Source organism: Rhodococcus sp. DN22 (assembly GCF_036669995.1).
In the GTDB taxonomy this organism is placed as follows: domain Bacteria; phylum Actinomycetota; class Actinomycetes; order Mycobacteriales; family Mycobacteriaceae; genus Rhodococcus_F; species Rhodococcus_F erythropolis.
Window position 1 is genome coordinate 3,384,705 of record NZ_CP133326.1, and the last position, 22,893, is coordinate 3,407,597.

The following is a 22,893-nucleotide window of genomic DNA, read 5'->3' on the forward strand; positions in this document are numbered from 1 at the left end:
TCAGTTCCACTAACGACCAGACCGGTGAATGACCTCGCGGGCCAATGCTCGATATGCCTCGGCCCCAGCCGATTTCGGCGCCCACGTCGTGATCGGCTCACCGGCGACGCTGGTTTCGGGGAATCGGACGGTGCGGTTGATCACCGTGTCGTAGACGACGTCGCCGAACACCTCGACGACTCGCGCCATCACCTCACGAGCGTGCAGAGTCCGGGCGTCGAACATCGTGACGACGATACCGGCCAACTCGAGCTTGGGATTGAGACGATCGTGCACCTTTTCGACGGTGTCGTTGAGGAGTGCCAGGCCGCGCAGGCTGAAGTACTCGCATTCCATCGGAATGATGACCGAATCGGCGCAGGCCAGTGCATTCACCGTGAGCAGGCCAAGCGACGGCTGGCAGTCGATGAGCACGTAGTCGTACCGATCGAGAACAGGGTGCAACACGCGTCCCAAGGTCTGCTCACGTCCGACCTCGGTGACCAATTGGATCTCGGCGGCCGAAAGGTCGATGTTGCTGGGCAGCAGGTCGAGGCCGTCGACCCGAGTTCGCATCAACACATCGTCGATGGACACACGCGGTTCGACCAGAAGGTTATGGACGGTCAGTTCCAGGTCGTGATGCTGGACGCCCAGTCCAGCAGACAACGCGCCTTGGGGATCGAGATCCACCAGGAGCACTCGGCGACCGTATTCGGCCAACGACGCACCCAGGTTGATGGTCGACGTCGTCTTGCCGACGCCGCCCTTCTGGTTGCACATCGCGATGATCATCGCGGGTCCGTGGTGCGCCAACGGTGTCGGTTGGGGTACCTCGCGGACCGGTCGACCTGTCGGGCCGAGTTCTTCCGCGGAAACGGTGAGGGTTTCCGCAGGTGGAGAGGCTACTGGCGTCGTATCTATTTCGAACATCGCCTCTGGTTCGGAGGGTACAGCTGGTGCTGATTCGTTCACGCGCTCGAAGAGTTGGGCATTGACATGCGGCGGCGCGGACTCCGCCGCTGGTGGCTGCGATGTCGACACGGTCCGATGCTCCCCTACTCTTTCGGCGGTTGCTCTCGGCGCCGGCAAACCCCCGAAACTGCGGTGGAGGCCGCTCGCGCTCCTTGAACGCTACCGCTTACATCACCGAATGGTCTCGCAGACACGCATGAGCCAACCAACCCCTAACGGGCACGCGGGTGTGCCTGAGCCCACACTTCGCGCAACGCGGTGACGGTGACCAGTGTGTAGATCTGCGTCGTGGTTACCGAAGCGTGACCGAGAAGTTCCTGCACGACGCGTACGTCCGCGCCGCCGTCGAGCAGGTGTGTGGCAAACGAGTGCCTGAGCGTATGGGGTGAGACGTCCGCCTTGATCCCGGCGGACGCCGCCGCGTCCTGAAGAATCTGCCATGCACTCTGACGCGAGAGGCGTCCACCGCGAGCGTTGAGAAAGAGGGCAGGAACACCGCGCGTCGCCAGGCTGGGGCGCCCGCGGACGAGATACGCGTCGACGGCGGCGATCGCCGGCCTGCCGACGGGGACGATCCGCTGCTTGCCGCCCTTGCCCTTGAGCAGCACGGAACGAGTTTCGGTATCGATGTCGTCGACGTCCAGATCGATCGCCTCGGTGATTCGCGCTCCGGTCGAGTACAGGAGCTCGAGCAGAGCGCGATCCCGCAGGTCGCGGGGCCCGTCACCGGCCGCACCGCCACCCGAAGCGTCGAGCAGGGCGATCACGTCGTCGAGAGGCAGGGCCTTGGGCAGCTTGCGTCCGGGCGTCGGCGGCTTGACCGTTCGGGCCACGTCGACGCTGACCAGACCTTCGGCGGCGGAAAACTTGTGGAATCCGCGAACCGCGATCAGGGTGCGTGCTGCCGAACTGGCCGCCAATGGTACGACGCCGGAATCTTTGTCACCCAGGCGCAGATGTGTCACGAATTCGGTGACGTCGTTCTCCGTCACGCCCGCGACGTCGTCGATGCCGCGTCCGTGCAGGTACTCCGCGTACCGATTCAGGTCGCGGCGATAGGAAAGTAGAGTATTGCGCGCAGATCCTCGCTCGACCGCTAGATGGTCGAGATACGAGTCCACCTGTCGGGCAAGCACTTCAGGCTCGCGACTTGCGTTCTCCGAATGCGCGAGGACGATCGGGCCACGGTGCGTCGGCGGGGCGTAGCGGCTTTCCCGTCGCGCGTGCGGTGGCGATCGCGAGAATGCCTGATACCGCTGTGGCATTGACGATGTCGCCGCGTAGCGCCATGTCGACGGCGTCGGCGAGCGGAACCCGCGAAATCTCGAGATCGGCTTCTTCGTGTTCGGGATCGTCGCGCTCCACCTCGTGCAGCCCCTCGGCGAGGAAGACGCGAACCGCCTCGTCCGTGAACCCGGGTGAGAGAGCGACATCGACCAGCACCGACCACCGATCGGCGCCGAGTCCGGTTTCTTCGCCCAGCTCGCGCGCTGCCGCCTCGACCGGGCTCTCCCCCGCAGCGTCGAGCAGACCGGCAGGAATTTCCCACAACCGGTGCCCGAGCGGGTGACGGTACTGGTGAATCAGCACCAGATTGTCGCGCTCGTCCAGTGCCACGACGGCAACGGCGCCGTGATGCTCGACGACTTCCCGATCGGCACGCTGACCACCAGGCATCGCAACGGTGTCGACGCGCAACGCGATGATCGCGCCGGTGTAGACCGTCTTGGAGCCGAGGGTGTCGAATTCGTGCCGACCGGGATCGCTCATCTGTGGCTAGACCTTTTCCACGTTCTCGACTGCAGCGTCGAGCGCCGTCTCGGTGGCAGCGGTGTCGATCTTCTCGTCACCGTGGACGTCGACGGGCAGGCGCTCTTCGAGCTTGTACGTCAACGCTGCTTCGACGAAGGCGGCGAACAGCGGGTGCGGGCGCGTCGGGCGGCTCTTGAGCTCCGGGTGTGCCTGGGTGGCAACGAAGAACGGATGCTGCTCACGCGGGTACTCGACGAACTCGACCAGGTGGCCGTCCGGTGAGGTTCCGCTGAACTGCAAGCCGGACTTGGCAATCCGGTCGCGGTAGGTGTTGTTGACTTCGTAGCGGTGACGGTGACGCTCGGAGACGTCCTCGGTTCCGTAGGCCTGAGCGACGACGGAACCCTTGGTCAGCACGGCCGGGTAAGCACCCAGACGCATGGTGCCACCGAGGTCGGCGTCACCGGCGATGACGTCTTCCTGATCAGCCATCGTGGAGATGACCGGATGCTTGGTGTCCGGCTCGAACTCGGCCGAGTTGGCATCGTCGAGGCCGACGCTACGAGCAGCTTCGATGACGACGCACTGCAGACCCAGGCACAGACCCAGCAGCGGCAGCTTGCGCGAACGTGCGAAACGGATCGCGCCGAGCTTGCCTTCGATGCCGCGGATGCCGAAGCCACCGGGGATCAGAACACCGTCGACGTCACCGAGAGCGGCCTGCGCTCCGGCTTCGGTCTCACAGGCGTCCGACGGGACCCAGGAGATCTCGACCTTGGACCGGTTCGCGAATCCACCGGCGCGCAGTGCCTCGGTGACGGAGAGGTATGCGTCGGGCAGGTCGACGTACTTGCCGACCAACGCGACCCGCACGGTCTCACGCGGCTGGTGAACACGATCGAGGAGGTTGCCCCACACGGTCCAGTCGACGTCGCGGAACGGGAGACCGAGCTGGCGAACGACGTAAGCGTCGAGGCCCTCACGGTGCAGAACCTTCGGGATGTCGTAGATCGAGGGAGCGTCGGGCGTCGAGATGCAGGCGTCGACGTCCACGTCGCACATCAGGGCGATCTTGTTCTTGAGGCCCTGCGGAACGTCACGATCGCAACGAAGGATCAGCGCGTCGGGCTGAATGCCGATGCTGCGCAACGACGCAACCGAGTGCTGCGTGGGCTTGGTCTTGAGTTCTCCGGAGGGGCCGAGGTACGGCACGAGGGAGACGTGCAGGAAGAAGACGTTGTCGCGGCCGACGTCGTGGCGGACCTGGCGAGCGGCTTCGAGGAAGGGCTGCGATTCGATGTCGCCGACGGTGCCACCGATTTCGGTGATCACGACGTCCGGGCGGTGTCCCTGCAGATCCGGACCGCTCATCTCGAGGATGCGACGCTTGATCTCGTCGGTGATGTGCGGGATGACCTGAACGGTGTCGCCGAGGTACTCGCCGCGGCGTTCCTTGGCGATGACCGTCGAGTAAACCTGGCCGGTGGTGACGTTCGCCTGGCCGGAGAGGTCACGGTCGAGGAACCGCTCGTAGTGTCCGACGTCGAGGTCGGTCTCGGCACCGTCTTCGGTAACGAAGACCTCGCCGTGCTGGAACGGGTTCATGGTGCCCGGATCCACATTGAGATAGGGATCGAGCTTCTGCATGGTCACGCGCATTCCCCGCGCGGTCAACAACTGTCCCAGGCTCGAGGCGGTCAAACCTTTGCCGAGCGAGGAAGCTACACCTCCGCTGACGAAGATGTGCTTGGTGGCGGTACGCGTGTTAGTGCGTGACTGTGGCAAAGGGGCTCCCGTGACGACTGTGCAGGGCTTGGTCTGATGAAGCATGCTGGGGCCTGCCGACCCACGGGATTTCACGGTAACACCTATCGGGGGTCGGTGCCTACAACGCGCCGACTTTCCGCCCCCGATGTGACCGGCGTATCAATACCGGGGTGTTCAGTTGGTGGGTGCGCCGACGGTGACCGCCGCCGCTCCCGGTCCCGTGCCGTAGCGGCCGGCGCCGCCGTTCAACTGTTCCTGCAGCGCCAACGGCGTGGTGATCTTGCCCGACTCCCGATCGATGTTGTCGATGGTCGTCAAGCCCGCTGAGAGCGCCGCGTCCGCACGAGCGACGGCAACCGGACCACTGCCCTCGGCCGAGCCAGGCCGGCCCGCGAGAATCGTTCCTGCGCCGCGTCCGTCGAGAGCACCGGCGAACCGGGCGATGACGGCGCCGCGGTTACCCGTGGCTGCGTCGGATTCACTCTTGTTGTCGCCGGTGAGAACCACGGCGAGTTGAGCCGGCTTGACCGCTCCGTCGTCGTAGCTGATGAAACCGGCGCTACGCAGCGAGTCGAGCGCGAGATTCATCTCGTCCGGAGTGCTCTGCGGTTCGCTGTTCTGCCCGTTGAGAAGCAGAACCGAACCGAGCAGATCACCCGCGAGACTGCCCTGATCGACCGCACCGGTCTTGAGGGTGATCCCCGCAGGGATGACATTGGTGACGACGGTCCGCAAGCGGTCACCACCGGTGGCGTCGACAAACGAATCGGTGAGCGAGACGCGTCCGGTCACGGCACCGCCGGCGGCAGTGACGAGTCGGTTGACACCGTCGAGATCACCGGGATCGGCGTCCGGTGCCGTGATGACGACGACGGTGCGACCAGCGAGACTGTCACGCACAACGCGACCGCCGACAGCGGCATCGAAGCCGTCCGCGGAATTGAGTTGCTGCTGAAGCTGATTGGACTGTTGATTGAGGTCTTCGATCTCGTTCTGCAGGTCCGCCTTGTCGTCGCGCAGACCCGAAAGCAATCCACTGGACAGCATTCCGGAACCGAGCACCACGCCGATCGCGAGTGCCAGGAAGATTGCCGCTATGGAAATTGCATGTTGACGCATCGAAATCACTTGAAGAGCCCCTGAACCCACAGCGCGAAGCTGTTCCACGTTGCGATTGCCCAGTCGAGAACTTCACTACCGGCATTGGACACGACCAGGGCGACGATCACTGCCACCAGGGCGGCGAGCACCAGGAGCGCGATCGCGCCGCCGGACACTCGACTTCGATACAGCGTTGCCACAGCCTTGGCGTCGACCAGTTTCGGCCCAACCTTGAGCCGTGTCATGAACGCCGACGGATTGCTTTCACGACGCCCACGGTCGAAGAACTCGTCCAAGGACACCACGTTGCCGACCGTCACGATCAGTGAAGCGCCGTGGTGATCGGCGAGCAGCAACGCAAGGTCGGTCGGTGAGCAGGTCGCCGGGAACGTCATCGCCCCGATGCCGAGATCCTGGATTCGGGAAAGCCCCGCCGCATGACCGTCCTGGTCTGCGGGCAGAACAACTTCCGCGCCGGACTTGAGGGTGGAACTGGTGATCTCTTCCGGGTCGCCCACGATCAGATCGGGGCGGTATCCGGCCTTGCTCAACACGTCCGCACCTGCGCCGACACCGATCAGGATCGGCGAATACTCCTTGATGAAGGGCTTGAGGTTCTTCAGATCGGCCTCGTGTTCGGGTCCGTCGGAGACGACCACGACGTGGCGATCCTTCAAGTCGATGTCGATGTCCGGAACACCGATTCCGTCGATCAGCAAAGGACTTTCGGTGCGGATGAACTCGATGGTGTTACCCGAGAACGCTTCCAGGTGATCGACCAGGCCGGTCTTGGCCTCGATCATCCGATCGGAGATCTCGGCCTCGGTCTGCTCTTCGCCCTTGACGAGGCTCTTCTCGCCGTTGAAGATCTCGCCCTCGTGCAGGCGGATCTTGCTGCCGTCCTTGACGTTCTTGAAGACGTCACCGTCTACGGCATCGATCAGAACGATGTCGTTGGCGACGATCACTTCCGGTCCGAGGTTGGGGTACCGCCCCGAAATCGACGGCGACGCGTTGACCACGGCCATGACTCCGGCTTTCACCAGAGCATCGGCGGTCCGGCGATCGATGTCGACTTCGTCGAGGATCACGATGTCTCCAGGACCGACGCGGCGTAGAAGCTTCGCCGTGTTCCGATCGGCCCTGGCGATGCCACTGATCCCAGGCAAGGATTCGGTGTTACGTGAGAGCAATCCGGGCATCTTCATGGCTTCGATGATGAACCTGAAACCGCGTTGACCGGTGGAGGCGCGCCGACAACTACCACATCAGTCACACCAACACCACAGAACCTTCAATCTGTGACGCGGGCCGCATTCGCGATCTCGAGCAGTTCTTCGGCGTGCGCACGACCGGTCTCGGTGTCGTCCAGCCCTGCCAACATACGGGCCAATTCGACCACCCGATCCGAATCCGACAAGGTCCGCACGCCACTGCTCACCACTCCGCCTTTGTCGTCGACCTTGTCCACCACGAGGTGGGTGTCGGCAAACGCAGCAACCTGCGGAAGGTGGGTGACGACGATAACCTGATGCGTACGAGCAAGTTTCGCCAATCGGCGGCCGATCTCGACAGCAGCGCGACCACCGACCCCCGCGTCCACTTCGTCGAAAACCATCGTCGCGCCGGTGTCGCTACCAGCGAGAACAACCTCGAGCGCCAGCATGACGCGTGACAGCTCGCCACCGGAAGCGCTCTTGCTGATCGGAAGTGACGGTGCCCCGCTGTGCGCAGACAGACGGAATTCCACCTCGTCGACGCCGGCAGACCCGGCATGAAGGTCTACTCCCCCGACACTGAGCGGCGCCGAGTCCTGCGGGCCCGCAGGCTGAGAACGGACGGTCACCTCGAGGCCCGCACGTCCCATCGCCAGACCGGCGAGTTCCGCGCTGACGGCTTTGGCGAGCTTTGCCGCTGCCTTGACTCTGGCGGCGCTCAGCTTTGTGGCGGCTTCCGCGGTGAAGCCAGCCGTCTCCTCGACCTGCTTGGCCAACAGCGACAACGCATCCGACGACACGTCGAGTTTGGACAGACGAGCGCGAGCGGTATCTGCCCATTCGAGAACACCGTCGACATCGGCGGCGTACTTGCGAGTCAGAGTCTTCAGTTCCGATTGCCGCGACAGCAGCGAGTCCAGAGCACCCGGGTCTGCGGGCAGCCCGGACAGATAGGTGTTCAGGTCACCGGCAACATCGGTGACGACGGCAATAGCGTCGGCCAACCGGGAACCGAGGCCGTCCAGATCTGCGTCGGTGACCGACTCGATACGCGCCCGCGCTTCGGACATCAGGTCTAGCGCCGGCATGACCCCGACGTCGCCGTTGGCCATGTCGTCACTACCGGCGAGCGCAGCGTGCGCCTCTTCCGCAGCCGAGCGGAGCGAATCGAGTTCACTGAGTCGACGAACTTCGGCAACGATTGCCGTGTCCTCGCCTGGCTCGGGTGCCACGCCGTCGATTTCGTTGAGCGCGAAGGTCAACTGATCTGCTTCTTGCGCCAGTTCACGAGCCTTCGACGTGCGTTCGATCAACTCCGAACGAGCATCTAGCCATTCACGACGGTGTTTGCGGTACCTCGTCAGCAGCGTTCCGATTGCCTTGTCCCCGAAGCGGTCCAGCGCATTGCGTTGCTGGTCGGGACGAAGCAATCGCAGCTGATCGTTCTGTCCGTGGACAGTCAGAAGTGGATCCGTGAATTCGGAGAGAACTCCCGCCGGCACGCTTCGTCCGCCGAGATGAGCCCGTGAGCGGCCGTCGCTGCCGACTGTCCGGACGGCGATGATGGTCCCGTCCTCGTCGCGCTCGGCGCCGGACGATTCCAGGATTCGGACGATCTCACGCTCGGTGGCCGGTGAGACGTCGTCGGCGATGAATCGTCCTTCGACGACGGCTCGCGACGCGCCCAACCGCACCCGCCCGGCATCGGCTCGCGCTCCGCTGAGGAGGTGCAAGCTGGTGACGACCATCGTTTTACCTGCGCCGGTTTCACCGGTCAGGACGGTCAGGCCCTCGTGGAACTGGGCGCTGGCCTCGGAGATCACACCAAGACTGTCGATACGGATCTCTGCGAGCACGATTAAGGCTTCCTTCCTCGCCATCCGGTAACCGGAAGCTCGAACTTGCGAACCATCCGATCAGCGAAGGGCGCAGAGTCCAACCGGACCCACTTGACGGGAGTGGCGCCGCGAACGATCTCGACGCGAGCGCCGGCAGGCAGTTCCAACGTACGACGACCGTCGCAGAAGACCAGGCCGTCGTGGCTACCGGCGACGGTCTCCACCGCGATGATCGAATTCGGGCTGGTGACCAACGGCCGCGCGAACAGCGCATGCGCGTTGCTGGGTACGACGAGCAAAGCTTCGAGTTCGGGCCACACGACAGGGCCGCCTGCGGAAAATGCGTAAGCGGTCGAGCCTGTAGGAGTGGACACGAGAACACCGTCGCAACCGAAGGCAGACACCGGTCGGCCGTCGACTTCGAGGACAACTTCGAGAACTCCCAGACGCGAACGATTCTCGATACTGGCCTCGTTGAGCGCCCACCCGCGATCGATGATCTCGTCGTCCACCCGAATCACAACGTCGAGTGTCATACGGGACTCGACGCGATATTCCTTGCGAACTACCTGTGCGAGCGCCTCGTCGAGATGCTCGGCCTCGGTCTCTGCCAGAAATCCGATCCGTCCGAGGTTGATGCCCAGTACCGGAATGGACGCTTCTTGAGCGAGTTCGGCGGCGCGCAGAAATGTGCCGTCACCACCGAGAACCAGAACTAACTCGCATCCGACGGCAGCATCAGGGCCGGGATGAACAACCGTGACGTCGAGACCCGGCGCAGAGAAGCCCGCGGGTTCCGTCATTGCTTCGATGCGCGAGCTGTCTGCTTCGTCGACGAGGACTCGCAGCCCGATTCCCGCCCGTTCGAAAATCTTCCCGACTCGTTTGGCGGTTTCCGTGATGTCACGTCGACCAGGGTGTGCGACAAGAAGGATCTCGCGCGACTCGCCGTTCGTGACCGCGTTCACTGGGGCCCTTCCTCTACAGCCTTGCGAATCATGTCCTCCACCGAAGGAATTCCCTCGGTGTCCGGCTCGTGATCACCGGGCGAACCTGTCTTTCGAAGCCACAGGAAATACTCGACATTTCCCGACGGACCGGGCAATGGGCTGGCCACAACACCTAACGTCCGCAGACCTACCTTTGCAGCAGCCTCCGACACGTCGAGCACAGCCGAGATTCGCAATTCCGGATCTCGTACGACGCCACCGGCACCGACGCGGTCCTTGCCCACCTCGAACTGAGGCTTGACCATCGGAACCAGGTCCGCGCCGTCAGCAGTACAGGCGACAAACGCCCCGAGTACAAGTTTGAGAGAAATGAACGACAAGTCCGCGACAACGAGATCGACAGTTCCGCCGATGGTCTCTGCATCAATTGCACGAACATTGGTTCGGTCGATGACGTGCACCCGGTCATCGGACTGCAGGCGCCACACCAGTTGTCCGTAGCCGACGTCGACTGCGACAACTTCCTTCGCACCACGCGTCAGCAGAACATCGGTGAACCCACCGGTGGATGCGCCGGCGTCGAGGCAACGGCGACCTTCGACCGTCAATCCTTCGGCACCGAAGGCGTCGAGTGCGCCGATCAGTTTGTGAGCACCTCGCGACGCCCACGAAACTTCCTGCTCCACCTCGACGACCCGAAGTGGCGTTCCGGCTTCGATCGCCGTCGCAGGCTTGGTCGCAACGGCTCCCGAGATGAGAACTCGCCCGGCGGAAATCAGTTCTTGCGCATGATCTCGTGACCGTGCGAGTCCGCGACGGACAAGTTCGGCGTCCACCCGTGCTCTACGTGCCACGTCAAGCCCTGTCCACAGAGGCGAGTGCCTGGACGAGCACCTCGTGTGCCTGTTCCAAAATATGTGCCTTCTGCGGAATCACACCTGCTCCGTGCTGATCGTTCGGATCCTGTTCGATGCCGCCGAGGCGCGCCAGCAAACCGTCGACGTCAGAACGTATGCGTTCCGGATCGACGGAAGGGCGTGGCCCGGGCAACGGAGATCCGTTACTCGTGTTTCCGGGGTGCGGTGTCGGCGTGCTCATCGGGCACAACGTTAGTGCATGGCTCTCGGTTACGCATACACCCGCACCCCCGCGAGTCGAACACATTTGCGAGAGATCAGACGAGCCAGGATGCAAACAGATCCGCCACGCCGGCATCCGACGCTTCCAGGGTCCGGAACGACGGATTAGCCCATGCGACAGGCGCAACCGCGCGTAGAAGCGACATCTCGTCCCCGACAACCGGGCCGTCGACAACCAGCGCCGACCCGTTCACGGAGACAGACCACTTGGAGTCCGCACCGACCAGCGATTCGACGGCCGGCTGATTGAGCGAATCCAGAGTTGCTGCAATGTAGGTGGGGCGCTGCTCAACCGGAGCCCGCAGTACGTCACCCGGCGTGCTCACACCGGTGAGAACCAACAACGAGTCGATCGAAACAGCGTGTGCGCCTTCGATATCGGTGTCCAAACGATCACCGACCACCAGTGGACGCGAGCACCCACTGCGAGCGAGCGCGTCCTCCATCAGCGGTGCAGCAGGCTTACCTGCCACCAACGGTTCCTGCTTGGTCGCAGCGCGTAGAGCTGCCACCATCGAGCCGTTGCCCAGCACCAAACCCCGCTCCGACGGCAGTGTTGTGTCCAGGTTTGCCGCTACCCACAGCGCACCGGCCCGGATCGCCAAGCACGCCTCGGCAAGGATCGACCAGTTGGTCTCCGTCGAATGTCCTTGAACGACAGCAACCGGAGAATCCGCGAATTCGCGCACCGGAAGCAACCCGACGCGCGTCACCTCGTCGGCCAATGCGTCGGTACCGACGACGAGCACAGCGGCACCGGGTTCGAGACGCTCCGCCAACAGACGCACCGCCGTCTGAGAACTGGTGACGACACGATCGTCTTCGGAATCGAAACCGAGTTCGGTCAGATGCGCCGACACTGCCGAAGGTGAGCGACTCGCATTGTTGGTCACGTAGTACAAGGCCTGCGTGCCCTGACCGAGAGCTGCCTGGGTGCCGGGAATCGCATGAGCTCCGGCGTACAGCGTGCCGTCGAGATCGAGCAAAAGTACGTCGTACTGAGTACGAAGCACGGTCACTGATCTTCTCCGGTCAACTCGGCCACCCGTTCTTCAGCATCCGTGTCACCCTCGAGGTCAGCAGCTGCAGCGTTGAGGAACCACTTCAGTCCGTCTTCGACACGACCAGCTGCAACGAGGGCATCGGCGTAGGCGTAGAACAGCCGAGCCGCAGCTTCACCGGTACGCGCTGCGTCCAGATCCTTGGTCTGCAGTGTGACAACTGCCTGATCGAACTGACCGAGATCCATGCGGGCGCCTGCGACGACGATCCTCAACTCAGACGCCTCGTCGCCCGAAAGCAGGGCAGCCTCGTCGCTACGGCCGAGCTCGATCGCGCGTTCTGGTCGACCCAAACCGCGTTCGCAGTCGGCCATGACAGCGATCAGACCCGGTCCGCCAGCCATTCGACGGGCAGCACGAAGCTCGGAGAGAGCTTCAGCCCATTCACCGGCGTGGTACGCGGTGATTCCGGCAGCTTCACGAACGACCGCAATTCGGCCGGCGCGCTGACGGGCAGCGCGAGCGTGGAGCAGTGCGAGTTCCGGATCTTCGTCGACGAGCTTGCCCGCCATGACGAGGTGACGCGCAACTGTGTTGGCGTTGTCCTTGTCGAGGCTGAGCAGATCCCGACGAACGGCTGGGTCCAACTCCGTGGGCTCTACGTTGTCGGGCAAATCCGGTTCGTCAGGTCGTGCTTGCTGACGGTTGCGGTCGCCATCGCGTCCACGAGGGGTGAACCCACCCTCGCCGCCGCGACGCTGTCCGCCGTTGAATCCGCCGCCGCGGTTACTGTTTCCAGCACCGCCACGGTTGTTGTCTCCGGCACCACCGCGGCGGTCTCCGCCTGCAGCGCCGCGTGATCCACGCCCGTCGTTGTCACGACGGGGGCCACCTGATCGAGGCGCTCCTCCCCCGACGGAAGGACCGACGCTCGTCGCCATTCTCCGGCGACAGTCATTCCTCTCATACAACGACGAAAGGGGACCCAATATGGTTGGGGGGCCTTTCTTAACGGGTGTTCGGCGGTGTCCTACTCTCCCACACCCTGTCGAGTGCAGTACCATCGGCGCTGAAGGGCTTAGCTTCCGGGTTCGGAATGGGACCGGGCGTTTCCCCTTCGCTATGACCGCCGTAACTCTATGAAACTGTCACAGTAACCTTCTTCTGATCACCTGGTTTCACCACCCGTCAACACCAGTTTCTGGTGTTGGGGGATGGAGAAAACAGGGTTTCTCATCAGTATCTGTGTGTTGTTTCAGATACCGCACAGTGGACGCGTAGCTTCTTTGTGGTAAGTCCTCGGCCTATTAGTACCAGTCACCTGCATGCATTACTGCACTTCCAGTTCTGGCCTATCAACCCGGTGGTCTGCCGGGGGCCTTACCCCCTCGAGGGGGTGAGAAACCTCATCTTGGAACAGGCTTCCCGCTTAGATGCTTTCAGCGGTTATCCCTTCCGAACGTAGCTAACCAGCGGTGCTCCTGGCGGAACAACTGGCACACCAGAGGTTCGTCCGTCCCGGTCCTCTCGTACTAGGGACAGCCTTCCTCAAGTTTCTAACGCGCGCGGCGGATAGAGACCGAACTGTCTCACGACGTTCTAAACCCAGCTCGCGTGCCGCTTTAATGGGCGAACAGCCCAACCCTTGGGACCTACTCCAGCCCCAGGATGCGACGAGCCGACATCGAGGTGCCAAACCATCCCGTCGATATGGACTCTTGGGGAAGATCAGCCTGTTATCCCCGGGGTACCTTTTATCCGTTGAGCGACACCGCTTCCACTTGCCGGTGCCGGATCACTAGTCCCGACTTTCGTCCCTGCTCGACCTGTCAGTCTCACAGTCAAGCTCCCTTGTGCACTTGCACTCGACACCTGATTGCCAACCAGGCTGAGGGAACCTTTGGGCGCCTCCGTTACATTTTGGGAGGCAACCGCCCCAGTTAAACTACCCACCAGGCACTGTCCCTGAACCAGATCATGGTCCGAGGTTAGAGGTCCAATTCGATCAGAGTGGTATTTCAACAACGACTCCACGATAACTGGCGTCACCGTTTCACAGTCTCCCACCTATCCTACACAAACCGAACCGAACACCAATACCAAGCTGTAGTGAAGGTCCCGGGGTCTTTTCGTCCTGCCGCGCGTAACGAGCATCTTTACTCGTAATGCAATTTCGCCGAGTCTACGGTTGAGACAGCTGAGAAGTCGTTACGCCATTCGTGCAGGTCGGAACTTACCCGACAAGGAATTTCGCTACCTTAGGATGGTTATAGTTACCACCGCCGTTTACTGGGGCTTAAATTCTCAGCTTCGCTCCCGAAGGAACTAACCGGTCCTCTTAACCTTCCAGCACCGGGCAGGCGTCAGTCCGTATACATCGTCTTACGACTTCGCACGGACCTGTGTTTTTAGTAAACAGTCGCTTCTCACTGGTCTCTGCGGCCCCACCCAGCTCAGACAGTAAATGTCGTCACCAGACAGGGCCCCCCTTCTCCCGAAGTTACGGGGGCATTTTGCCGAGTTCCTTAACCATAGTTATCTCGATCGCCTTAGTATTCTCTACCTGACCACCTGTGTCGGTTTGGGGTACGGGCCGTGTGAAAGCTCGCTAGAGGCTTTTCTCGGCAGCATAGGATCACTGAATTCGCCTCAATCGGCTACGCATCACGTCTCAGGCTATGTGCGACCCGGATTTGCCTAGGTCACGCCCTACACGCTTACACCAGTATTACCACTGACTGGCTCAGCTACCTTCCTGCGTCACCCCATCGCTTGGCTACTACCAGATCAGGTCCCATGCATCCACCAACTCGAGACCCGAAGGTCTTCTCGTGGCTTCAGGATGGTTAGTATCACTGATTCACCATGGGCGCGTTCACACGGGTACGGGAATATCAACCCGTTGTCCATCGGCTACGCCTGTCGGCCTCGTCTTAGGTCCCGACTCACCCTGGGCGGATTAACCTGGCCCAGGAACCCTTGGTCATTCGGCGGACGAGTTTCTCACTCGTCTTTCGCTACTCATGCCTGCATTCTCACTCGTGTGGCCTCCACGGCTAGGTCACCCTGCCGCTTCCATGGCCACACGACGCTCCCCTACCCATCCACACACCTGCCCAACACTCCGCAGAGTGAAGGGGGGCTATTGCGTGAATGCCGCAGCTTCGGTGGTGTACTTGAGCCCCGCTACATTGTCGGCGCAGGATCACTTGACCAGTGAGCTATTACGCACTCTTTCAAGGGTGGCTGCTTCTAAGCCAACCTCCTGGTTGTCTTCGCGACCCCACATCCTTTTCCACTTAGTACACGCTTAGGGACCTTAGCTGGCGATCTGGGCTGTTTCCCTCTCGACTACGAACCTTATCGCCCGCAGTCTCACTGCCGCGCTCTCACTCACCGGCATTCGGAGTTTGGCTGATTTCGGTAAGCTTGTGGGCCCCCTAGACCATCCAGTAGCTCTACCTCCGGTGAGAAACACGCGACGCTGCACCTAAATGCATTTCGGGGAGAACCAGCTATCACGGAGTTTGATTGGCCTTTCACCCCTACCCACAACTCATCCCCTCAGTTTTCAACCTAAGTGGGTTCGGTCCTCCACGACGTCTTACCGTCGCTTCAACCTGGCCATGGGTAGATCACTCCGCTTCGGGTCTAGAGCATGCCACTACGATCGCCCTATTCGGACTCGCTTTCGCTACGGCTACCCCACACGGGTTAACCTCGCGACATGCCACTAACTCGCAGGCTCATTCTTCAAAAGGCACGCCATCACCCCCAGCAGTAAACTGCTCGAAGGCTCTGACGGATTGTAAGCGCACGGTTTCAGGTACTATTTCACTCCCCTCCCGGGGTACTTTTCACCTTTCCCTCACGGTACTAGTCCGCTATCGGTCACCAGGGAGTATTCAGGCTTATCGGGTGGTCCCGACAGATTCACACCAGATTTCACGGGCCCGGTGCTACTTGGGTTTCCATTACAACAGTCACAAAGTTTTCGTGTACGGGATTCTCACCCTCTACGACAGGCCGTTCCAGACCACTTCCACTAACCCTGTGATTTCTTACTGTTGGCCAACACGGCAGTATTGACAAAATGAACCCCACAACCCCACGAATGCAACACCTGCCGGCTATCACACACCCATGGTTTAGCCTCTTCCGCTTTCGCTCGCCACTACTCACGGAATCACGGTTGTTTTCTCTTCCTGTGGGTACTGAGATGTTTCACTTCCCCACGTTCCCTCCACACGCCCTATATATTCAGGCGCGGGTAACACGACATCACTCGTGCTGGGTTTCCCCATTCGGACATCCTCGGATCACAGCTCGGTTGACAGCTCCCCGAGGCTTATCGCAGCCTCCTACGTCCTTCATCGGCTCCTGGTGCCAAGGCATCCACCGTACGCTCTTCATTACTTACAACAAAGATGCTCGCGTCCACTGTGCAGTTCTCAAACAACACACAAACAACCACACACACGCAGACACCAACAAAAACCACTCTCACGAATAATTCTTGCGGTATGACTGCAGCAGTCATTTGTCGTTACTTCCTAGAGAGGAAACACTCGCGTGTTCTCTCAGGACCCAACAGTATGCCGATATAATTTGTTCTCCCACCAGCACTGAGGCCGGCAGTAACGAAAACGAATGCTTGTCAGCGTCCACCCATGAGCAACCACCGTTCCACATACGGGAACGAAATGGCCTCTGCTTTCCTCAACCACACCTGTGTGCAGCGAGCGAAAGAGATGCTCCTTAGAAAGGAGGTGATCCAGCCGCACCTTCCGGTACGGCTACCTTGTTACGACTTCGTCCCAATCGCCGATCCCACCTTCGACGGCTCCCTCCCACAAGGGGTTAAGCCACCGGCTTCGGGTGTTACCGACTTTCATGACGTGACGGGCGGTGTGTACAAGGCCCGGGAACGTATTCACCGCAGCGTTGCTGATCTGCGATTACTAGCGACTCCGACTTCACGGGGTCGAGTTGCAGACCCCGATCCGAACTGAGACCAGCTTTAAGGGATTCGCTCCACCTCACGGTCTCGCAGCCCTCTGTACTGGCCATTGTAGCATGTGTGAAGCCCTGGACATAAGGGGCATGATGACTTGACGTCGTCCCCACCTTCCTCCGAGTTGACCCCGGCAGTCTCTTACGAGTCCCCACCATAACGTGCTGGCAACATAAGATAGGGGTTGCGCTCGTTGCGGGACTTAACCCAACATCTCACGACACGAGCTGACGACAGCCATGCACCACCTGTATACCGACCACAAGGGGGGCCACATCTCTGCAGCTTTCCGGTATATGTCAAACCCAGGTAAGGTTCTTCGCGTTGCATCGAATTAATCCACATGCTCCGCCGCTTGTGCGGGCCCCCGTCAATTCCTTTGAGTTTTAGCCTTGCGGCCGTACTCCCCAGGCGGGGCGCTTAATGCGTTAGCTACGGCACGGATTCCGTGGAAGGAACCCACACCTAGCGCCCACCGTTTACGGCGTGGACTACCAGGGTATCTAATCCTGTTCGCTACCCACGCTTTCGTTCCTCAGCGTCAGTTACTGCCCAGAGACCCGCCTTCGCCACCGGTGTTCCTCCTGATATCTGCGCATTTCACCGCTACACCAGGAATTCCAGTCTCCCCTGCAGTACTCAAGTCTGCCCGTATCGCCTGCAAGCCAGCAGTTGAGCTGCTGGTTTTCACAAACGACGCGACAAACCGCCTACGAACTCTTTACGCCCAGTAATTCCGGACAACGCTTGCACCCTACGTATTACCGCGGCTGCTGGCACGTAGTTAGCCGGTGCTTCTTCTGCAGGTACCGTCACTTGCGCTTCGTCCCTGCTGAAAGAGGTTTACAACCCGAAGGCCGTCATCCCTCACGCGGCGTCGCTGCATCAGGCTTTCGCCCATTGTGCAATATTCCCCACTGCTGCCTCCCGTAGGAGTCTGGGCCGTGTCTCAGTCCCAGTGTGGCCGGTCACCCTCTCAGGTCGGCTACCCGTCGTCGCCTTGGTAGGCCATTACCCCACCAACAAGCTGATAGGCCGCGGGCCCATCCTGCACCGATAAATCTTTCCACCACCCACCATGCGATAGGAGGTCATATCCGGTATTAGACCCAGTTTCCCAGGCTTATCCCGAAGTGCAGGGCAGATCACCCACGTGTTACTCACCCGTTCGCCGCTCGTGTACCCCGAAAGGCCTTACCGCTCGACTTGCATGTGTTAAGCACGCCGCCAGCGTTCGTCCTGAGCCAGGATCAAACTCTCCGTTGAAGACTCTAGATTTCGCGGGCAAGCCCACTAATCAGTCATAGACAAAAAGAGTCAAATCACTAGCAAAAAAACTCAACTAGCAAAAAATGTGTCGGCAACCATTCAGACGGAAGAATGAACAATCACCGACGAAAAATACTCACACCACACACAAACCAACCAAACCCCAAGAGGCGGTTGATCATTCGCGGATGTGAAGTACCAAAAAAATTTGGCACTGACATTCATCGACACACTGTTGAGTTCTCAAAGAACACGCACACACCATCACTTCAACCAGGTTGAAAGCTCCGGGGCAAGGGTTACAATCTTAGCTTGTTCGCTCCAAGGAAGCAAGTTCCCGCTGAGCGTGATTGTCTCCGACTTCGTCCAACCGCGTTTCCCCGGCCTGTCGGTCGGGGTTGGTGTCCGTGTCGCTCTGACTTGGACAAAGTTACGCGAATGAAAACTGAGCGTCAAACGTGCAGGTCGCAGATGTTCGACAGGTTAAATCCGCTGGTAGCCCGCCCGGAGGCGGGCCACCAGCGGCCACAGGAGCCCCGCAAGACAACTGTGACCCCACACACGTCAGTTCGGAAGGATTCTCACGCCGGCGAAGTTGCGCTTTCCGCGCCGGACGACCAACCAGCTGCCGTGAAGCAGATCGGATGCGGTGGGCTCCCAGTCGTCGGCCGACACCTTCTGGTTGTTCACCGAAGCACCGCCCTCTTTCACGGCGCGTCGAGCGGCCCCCTTGCTCTCGCACAAGCCGCTCGTCACGAGCAGATCGATGATCGTGCGCGGCTCCCCCGGCGCCAATTCGCTGACCGATGCTTCTTTCAGCGCCGCGGCTAGCGTCGACTCGTCGAGTTCCGCCAGCTCCGCCTTGCCGAACAACGCCTGACTGGCGAGCTCGACAGCACGGGTGTTGTGTTCCCCGTGAACCAAGGTCGTCATCTCCGCGGCAAGTCGCTTCTGCGCTTCTCGCGCATGCGGCCGCTCCGCTGTTGCAGTCTCCAGCTCCGCGAGTTCGTCCGCAGTCAGGAAGGTGAACCAGCGCAGGTACTTGATCACGTCGGCGTCGCCAGTGTTCACGAAGTACTGGTACCAGGCGTACGGGCTGGTCATCTCGGGGTCGAGCCACAAACTTCCGCCACCGGTCGACTTTCCGAACTTTTTGCCATCGGCCGAGGTCACCAGCGGAACCGTCATTGCATGAACGCTTTCACCGTCGACACGACGGTTGAGTTCGACGCCGGCAATGATGTTGCCCCACTGATCGGACCCGCCGACCTGCAGAGTGCAGCCGAGATCGCGTCGCAAGTGCAGGTAGTCGTTGGCCTGGAGCAGCATGTAGCTGAACTCGGTGTACGACATCCCGTCCGACTCGAGACGACGCTTCACGGTGTCACGCGCAAGCATGACGTTCACGGAGAAGTGTTTACCGACATCACGCAGGAAGTCGATGGCCGACATCTTGCCGGTCCAGTTCATGTTGTTCTCGATGACCGCGCTCGTCGGCGAATCGTCGAAATCCACGAATCGTTCGAGCTGACCACGGATGCGACCTGCCCAGTCCGCGACGGTATCGGCGGAGTTCATCGTCCGTTCCCCGACGTCACGGGGGTCTCCGATCAGGCCCGTTGCACCGCCGGCAAGAACGATCGGGCGGTTGCCGGCGCGCTGAAACCGCTTGAGCGCGAGGAGCGGAACCAGGTGACCTGCGTGCAGGCTCGGTCCTGTCGGGTCGAAGCCCGCATACAACGTGACCGGTCCGGCCTCGAGATCTTTACGCAAAGCGTCGAGATCGGTTGATTGGGCGATCAGCCCGCGCCAGGTCAGTTCGTCGAGAATATTCTCAGTCACGGACTCGATCATCCCATCTTCACGAAATGACCGGCGCTCGCGGGCTTCGGCGATACGCGGACACCGCTCGCGAGTCCGGAATCCACAGGCGCCACGGAACCTCCGCCGCGGTACTGACCCCCACCCGCGGTCCACTGACCCATTCCTTCGACTCCCCCAATTCGAGCCGAATCCGAGAGGCAGGGTTGAACACGTCTGTTCCGTTGTCCGCCAACGTGATTGCGACAGAAGCACCGAGATTACCCGGCCCTCTGGCCCATTGGTGAGACGGCCGGTCCGGCGATCTCCGAGCAGACACCACATCGTGACCGGCCTCGATTTCGGCCGCTCGGAGCAGAACACCACCCGCGACACCATCCGGGCCGTACGAGATGTTCATACAAAAGTGCATTCCATAGCTGCGGTAGACGTAGAGACGCCCCGCCCGCCCGAACATCACGCTGTTCCGCGGCGTTCTCCCCCGATACGAATGTGCTGCCGGATCCGGCCATGGCCCGTCCTTCTCCCCTCCGTACGCCTCGACCTCGACGATCCTCAGCGAGATGTCGTCGACGGTCAGGGTCGAGCCGAGAATTGTCAGGCCCGCTTCCAACGGGTTCTCCACATTTTCCAAGGTCTCGATGCTCACCCTTCGATTGTGCCCACGCCGTTGACTCATCGGTCGGCCGAGTCGCATAATTCAACAAGTGATGAATTATTGAAACGAGGCGAACCGTGACCACAACGCCGGCAATAGACATCCGCGGACTACGAGTCATTCGCGGCAAGCACGAAGTTCTTCACTCGCTTGACCTGCAGGTATCAGCAGGATCGATCACCGGACTGCTCGGACCCTCCGGTTGCGGCAAGACAACCCTCATGCGCGCGATAGTCGGAACGCAGATCGTCGAAAGCGGTGAGGTCAGAGTCCTGGGAGATCGCGCCGGGTCCGTTGCCCTTCGCCGTCGGATCGGGTACGTCACCCAATCCCCCAGTGTGTACGGCGACCTGACGGTCACGCGAAATGTTCAGTATTTCGGCGCTCTGTACGGAAAATCCGGCGCAGACGTCGCAGCAGCGGTCGACGCCGTCGGATTGAGCCGATACGCCGACCAGACCGCCGCCGATCTGTCTGGTGGTCAACGCGGGCGAGTCTCGCTGGCTTGCGCGTTGGTGGCGTCACCTGATGTGTTGATCCTCGACGAACCGACCGTCGGCCTCGATCCGGTGCTTCGCGTCGAATTGTGGGAACGATTCGCTGACCTTGCTCGCAGCGGAACCACCCTGTTGGTCTCGAGCCACGTCATGGATGAGGCCGACCACTGCGCTGAGCTGATCCTGATGCGAGACGGGTACCTCCTCGCTCAACTCACACCCGATGAATTGCGCGCCAAAACCAGATGTGAACGGCTCGAGGACGCCTTTCTCGAGCTGATTCGGACTTCACCCGTCGGAGGTGAAATATCATGAGCATCAGGATCTTCGGCGCTACGACCGTACGCATTCTGCTTCAGCTCCGCCAGGACCATCGCACGGTGGCCATGATCTTGTTGGTCCCGTCGTTGTTGATGATTTTGCTGTATTTCCTCTACCAAGACGTCCCGACGCCACCCGGCCAGGTTTCGCTCTTCCAACGAGTGGCGATCACGATGTTGGGAATCTTGCCGTTTGTGGTGATGTTCCTGGTCACATCCATCGCCATGCAGCGCGAACGCAGTTCAGGAACCCTCGAACGCCTGCTCACCACACCGATGGGCAAACTCGACCTTCTCGCCGGATACGGGGCGGCATTTTCGCTCTCCGCCGCCGCTCAAGCAGCTCTCGCGTGCGCGGTTGCTTTCGGATTCCTCGGACTCACCATCGCCGGCAGTCTTGCCTGGGTCATCGTCATTGCAGTTCTCGGCGCAATACTGGGCGTTGCGCTAGGCCTGTTGGCCAGCGCATTCGCGAAGACCGAGTTCCAAGCGGTGCAATTCATGCCGGTAGTTGTGGTTCCACAGCTCTTCCTCTGCGGACTCCTGGTACCGCGCGACCAATTGCCGACCTGGCTCGAATGGATCAGCAACGTCCTCCCCTTGAGCTACGCCGTCGACGCACTTCAGCAAGTGTCGATGCATGCCGACGCGACGGGTCAGATGTGGCGTGATCTCGCCGTCATGGCGGGCTTCGCCGCCGCCGCACTATCGCTGGCCGCGGCCACACTCGATCGCCGCACTCCATGACCGACAAGGACACGAGTCCTGCACCGATTCGTTCGGGGCGACGACCGGGCAAGTCGGAGACTCGCGCGCAGATCCTCGATTCGGCGCGACGGGCGTTCTCCCAGAACGGTTTTCGACGAACAACCGTTCGATCGATAGCTGCGGCCGCTGACGTCGATCCGGCTATGATTCATCACCATTTCGGGAGCAAGGAGCAGTTGTTCACCGCTGCGATCGCGCTACCGATCGATCCAGCAAAGGTACTGGGACCGGTTCACACCTCCCCGACCGAAAACCTCGGCGAAAGCCTTCTCCGGGCGGTGATCGGGCTATGGGATTCGGAACATCAGCCGGCGATTCTGGCGGCTTTTCGATCAGCCATTTCCGGCGACGGATCGCAGCTGATCCAGAGCTTTCTGCTCGATGTCGTATTGCGCGACATCATTCCGCGGGTGGACACACCACCTGGTACCGGCTTGATCAGAGCGGAATTGGTGGCCTCTCAGATGGCCGGACTGCTTGTCACGCGATATGTGCTCGGACTCGAACCACTCGCATCATTGAGCTTTGACGCTTTGGTACCGCTGGTGGCTCCGAACCTCCAGCGGTACCTGACCGGTGAATTACCGATCTAGCCTTCAGCCCGCGCGAGCAACTTCTCGTGCTCGTCGTCCGCCACATCGCGTGCCTCGTCGATCAACAGAACGGGAATGCCGTTCTCGATCGGGTAGGCACGCCGCAGGCGCGGGTTGTAGAGCAACTCGTCCCCGACCAGCAACAGCGGGCCTTTGTCCTGGGGGCAGGCCAAAATGCTGAGCAACGTCGAATCAATAGCCACGTGAGTCCTCTCGAACCGATCAAACAGAATG

The 22,893-nt window shown here is 61.0% G+C and carries 17 protein-coding genes, 3 rRNA genes and 1 pseudogene; 3 read left to right on the top strand and 18 right to left on the bottom strand.

Going from position 1 to position 22,893, the window contains the following annotated elements:
- Positions 1-9 precede the first annotated feature (9 nt).
- From RA302_RS15475 to RA302_RS15555, 17 genes and pseudogenes are all read right to left on the bottom strand, one after another.
- The gene (locus tag RA302_RS15475) at positions 10-1,023 is read right to left on the bottom strand and encodes a ParA family protein (RefSeq protein WP_003946138.1); all 1,014 of its coding nucleotides are present in this window, start codon (positions 1,021-1,023) and stop codon (positions 10-12) included.
- A gap of 143 nt (positions 1,024-1,166) precedes the next feature.
- On the bottom strand, positions 1,167-2,090 hold the full coding sequence (gene xerD / locus RA302_RS15480) for a site-specific tyrosine recombinase XerD (RefSeq protein ID WP_007731892.1): 924 nt from the start codon (positions 2,088-2,090) through the stop codon (positions 1,167-1,169).
- Position 2,091: 1 nt separating this feature from the next.
- The gene (locus RA302_RS15485; RefSeq protein ID WP_007731894.1) at positions 2,092-2,724 is read right to left on the bottom strand and encodes an NUDIX hydrolase; all 633 of its coding nucleotides are present in this window, start codon (positions 2,722-2,724) and stop codon (positions 2,092-2,094) included.
- Between the two features lie 6 nt (positions 2,725-2,730).
- Positions 2,731-4,491, bottom strand: a complete 1,761-nt coding sequence (locus RA302_RS15490; RefSeq protein WP_003946139.1) for a CTP synthase — start codon at positions 4,489-4,491, stop codon at positions 2,731-2,733.
- A gap of 156 nt (positions 4,492-4,647) precedes the next feature.
- Positions 4,648-5,601: a copper transporter gene (locus RA302_RS15495; RefSeq protein ID WP_007731900.1), complete on the bottom strand. Its 954-nt coding sequence runs from the start codon at positions 5,599-5,601 to the stop codon at positions 4,648-4,650.
- The gene (gene steA, locus RA302_RS15500) at positions 5,598-6,782 is read right to left on the bottom strand and encodes a putative cytokinetic ring protein SteA (RefSeq protein WP_007731902.1); all 1,185 of its coding nucleotides are present in this window, start codon (positions 6,780-6,782) and stop codon (positions 5,598-5,600) included. Before steA ends, RA302_RS15495 begins: the two co-directional genes overlap by 4 nt.
- Before the next feature lie 86 nt (positions 6,783-6,868).
- A complete protein-coding gene (recN, locus tag RA302_RS15505; protein ID WP_070160131.1) occupies positions 6,869-8,647 on the bottom strand; it encodes a DNA repair protein RecN in 1,779 nt (592 codons plus the stop codon).
- Positions 8,648-8,649: 2 nt separating this feature from the next.
- Positions 8,650-9,597, bottom strand: a complete 948-nt coding sequence (locus tag RA302_RS15510) for an NAD kinase (RefSeq protein ID WP_003946132.1) — start codon at positions 9,595-9,597, stop codon at positions 8,650-8,652.
- Entirely contained in the window at positions 9,594-10,433 is an 840-nt protein-coding gene (locus RA302_RS15515; RefSeq protein ID WP_003946142.1) for a TlyA family RNA methyltransferase, read from the bottom strand. Before RA302_RS15515 ends, RA302_RS15510 begins: the two co-directional genes overlap by 4 nt.
- Position 10,434: 1 nt before the next feature.
- On the bottom strand, positions 10,435-10,677 hold the full coding sequence (locus RA302_RS15520) for a hypothetical protein (RefSeq protein WP_003946140.1): 243 nt from the start codon (positions 10,675-10,677) through the stop codon (positions 10,435-10,437).
- 76 nt (positions 10,678-10,753) lie between these two features.
- Complete coding sequence (locus tag RA302_RS15525; RefSeq protein ID WP_058226686.1) at positions 10,754-11,737, bottom strand: HAD-IIA family hydrolase; 984 nt, start codon at positions 11,735-11,737, stop codon at positions 10,754-10,756.
- A pseudogene (locus RA302_RS15530) lies at positions 11,734-12,673 on the bottom strand (hypothetical protein). Before RA302_RS15530 ends, RA302_RS15525 begins: the two are co-directional and overlap by 4 nt.
- A gap of 63 nt (positions 12,674-12,736) precedes the next feature.
- Positions 12,737-12,853, bottom strand: a 5S ribosomal RNA gene (gene rrf / locus RA302_RS15535).
- 153 nt (positions 12,854-13,006) lie between these two features.
- Positions 13,007-16,141: ribosomal RNA gene (locus RA302_RS15540) — 23S ribosomal RNA — on the bottom strand.
- Between the two features lie 340 nt (positions 16,142-16,481).
- Positions 16,482-17,999 (bottom strand): 16S ribosomal RNA (locus RA302_RS15545).
- Together the 16S, 23S and 5S rRNA genes form the textbook arrangement of a ribosomal RNA operon.
- 567 nt (positions 18,000-18,566) lie before the next feature.
- Entirely contained in the window at positions 18,567-19,844 is a 1,278-nt protein-coding gene (gene tyrS / locus RA302_RS15550) for a tyrosine--tRNA ligase (RefSeq protein ID WP_007736194.1), read from the bottom strand.
- A gap of 19 nt (positions 19,845-19,863) precedes the next feature.
- A complete protein-coding gene (locus RA302_RS15555; protein ID WP_003944023.1) occupies positions 19,864-20,472 on the bottom strand; it encodes a DNA-3-methyladenine glycosylase in 609 nt (202 codons plus the stop codon).
- Positions 20,473-20,558: 86 nt separating this feature from the next.
- On the opposite strand from RA302_RS15555, the gene RA302_RS15560 reads away from it, so the two are divergent.
- The 3 genes from RA302_RS15560 to RA302_RS15570 are packed head-to-tail and all read left to right on the top strand — an operon-like array spanning position 20,559 to position 22,659.
- Complete coding sequence (locus tag RA302_RS15560) at positions 20,559-21,293, top strand: ABC transporter ATP-binding protein (protein ID WP_058037510.1); 735 nt, start codon at positions 20,559-20,561, stop codon at positions 21,291-21,293.
- On the top strand, positions 21,290-22,045 hold the full coding sequence (locus tag RA302_RS15565; protein WP_003944033.1) for an ABC transporter permease: 756 nt from the start codon (positions 21,290-21,292) through the stop codon (positions 22,043-22,045). Before RA302_RS15560 ends, RA302_RS15565 begins: the two co-directional genes overlap by 4 nt.
- On the top strand, positions 22,042-22,659 hold the full coding sequence (locus RA302_RS15570) for a TetR family transcriptional regulator (RefSeq protein WP_058037511.1): 618 nt from the start codon (positions 22,042-22,044) through the stop codon (positions 22,657-22,659). The genes RA302_RS15565 and RA302_RS15570 overlap by 4 nt, the downstream gene beginning before the upstream one ends.
- On the opposite strand, the gene RA302_RS15575 is transcribed toward RA302_RS15570, so the two are convergent.
- Positions 22,656-22,862: a Trm112 family protein gene (locus RA302_RS15575; protein ID WP_003944045.1), complete on the bottom strand. Its 207-nt coding sequence runs from the start codon at positions 22,860-22,862 to the stop codon at positions 22,656-22,658. The genes RA302_RS15570 and RA302_RS15575 overlap by 4 nt on opposite strands.
- Positions 22,863-22,893 lie beyond the last annotated feature (31 nt).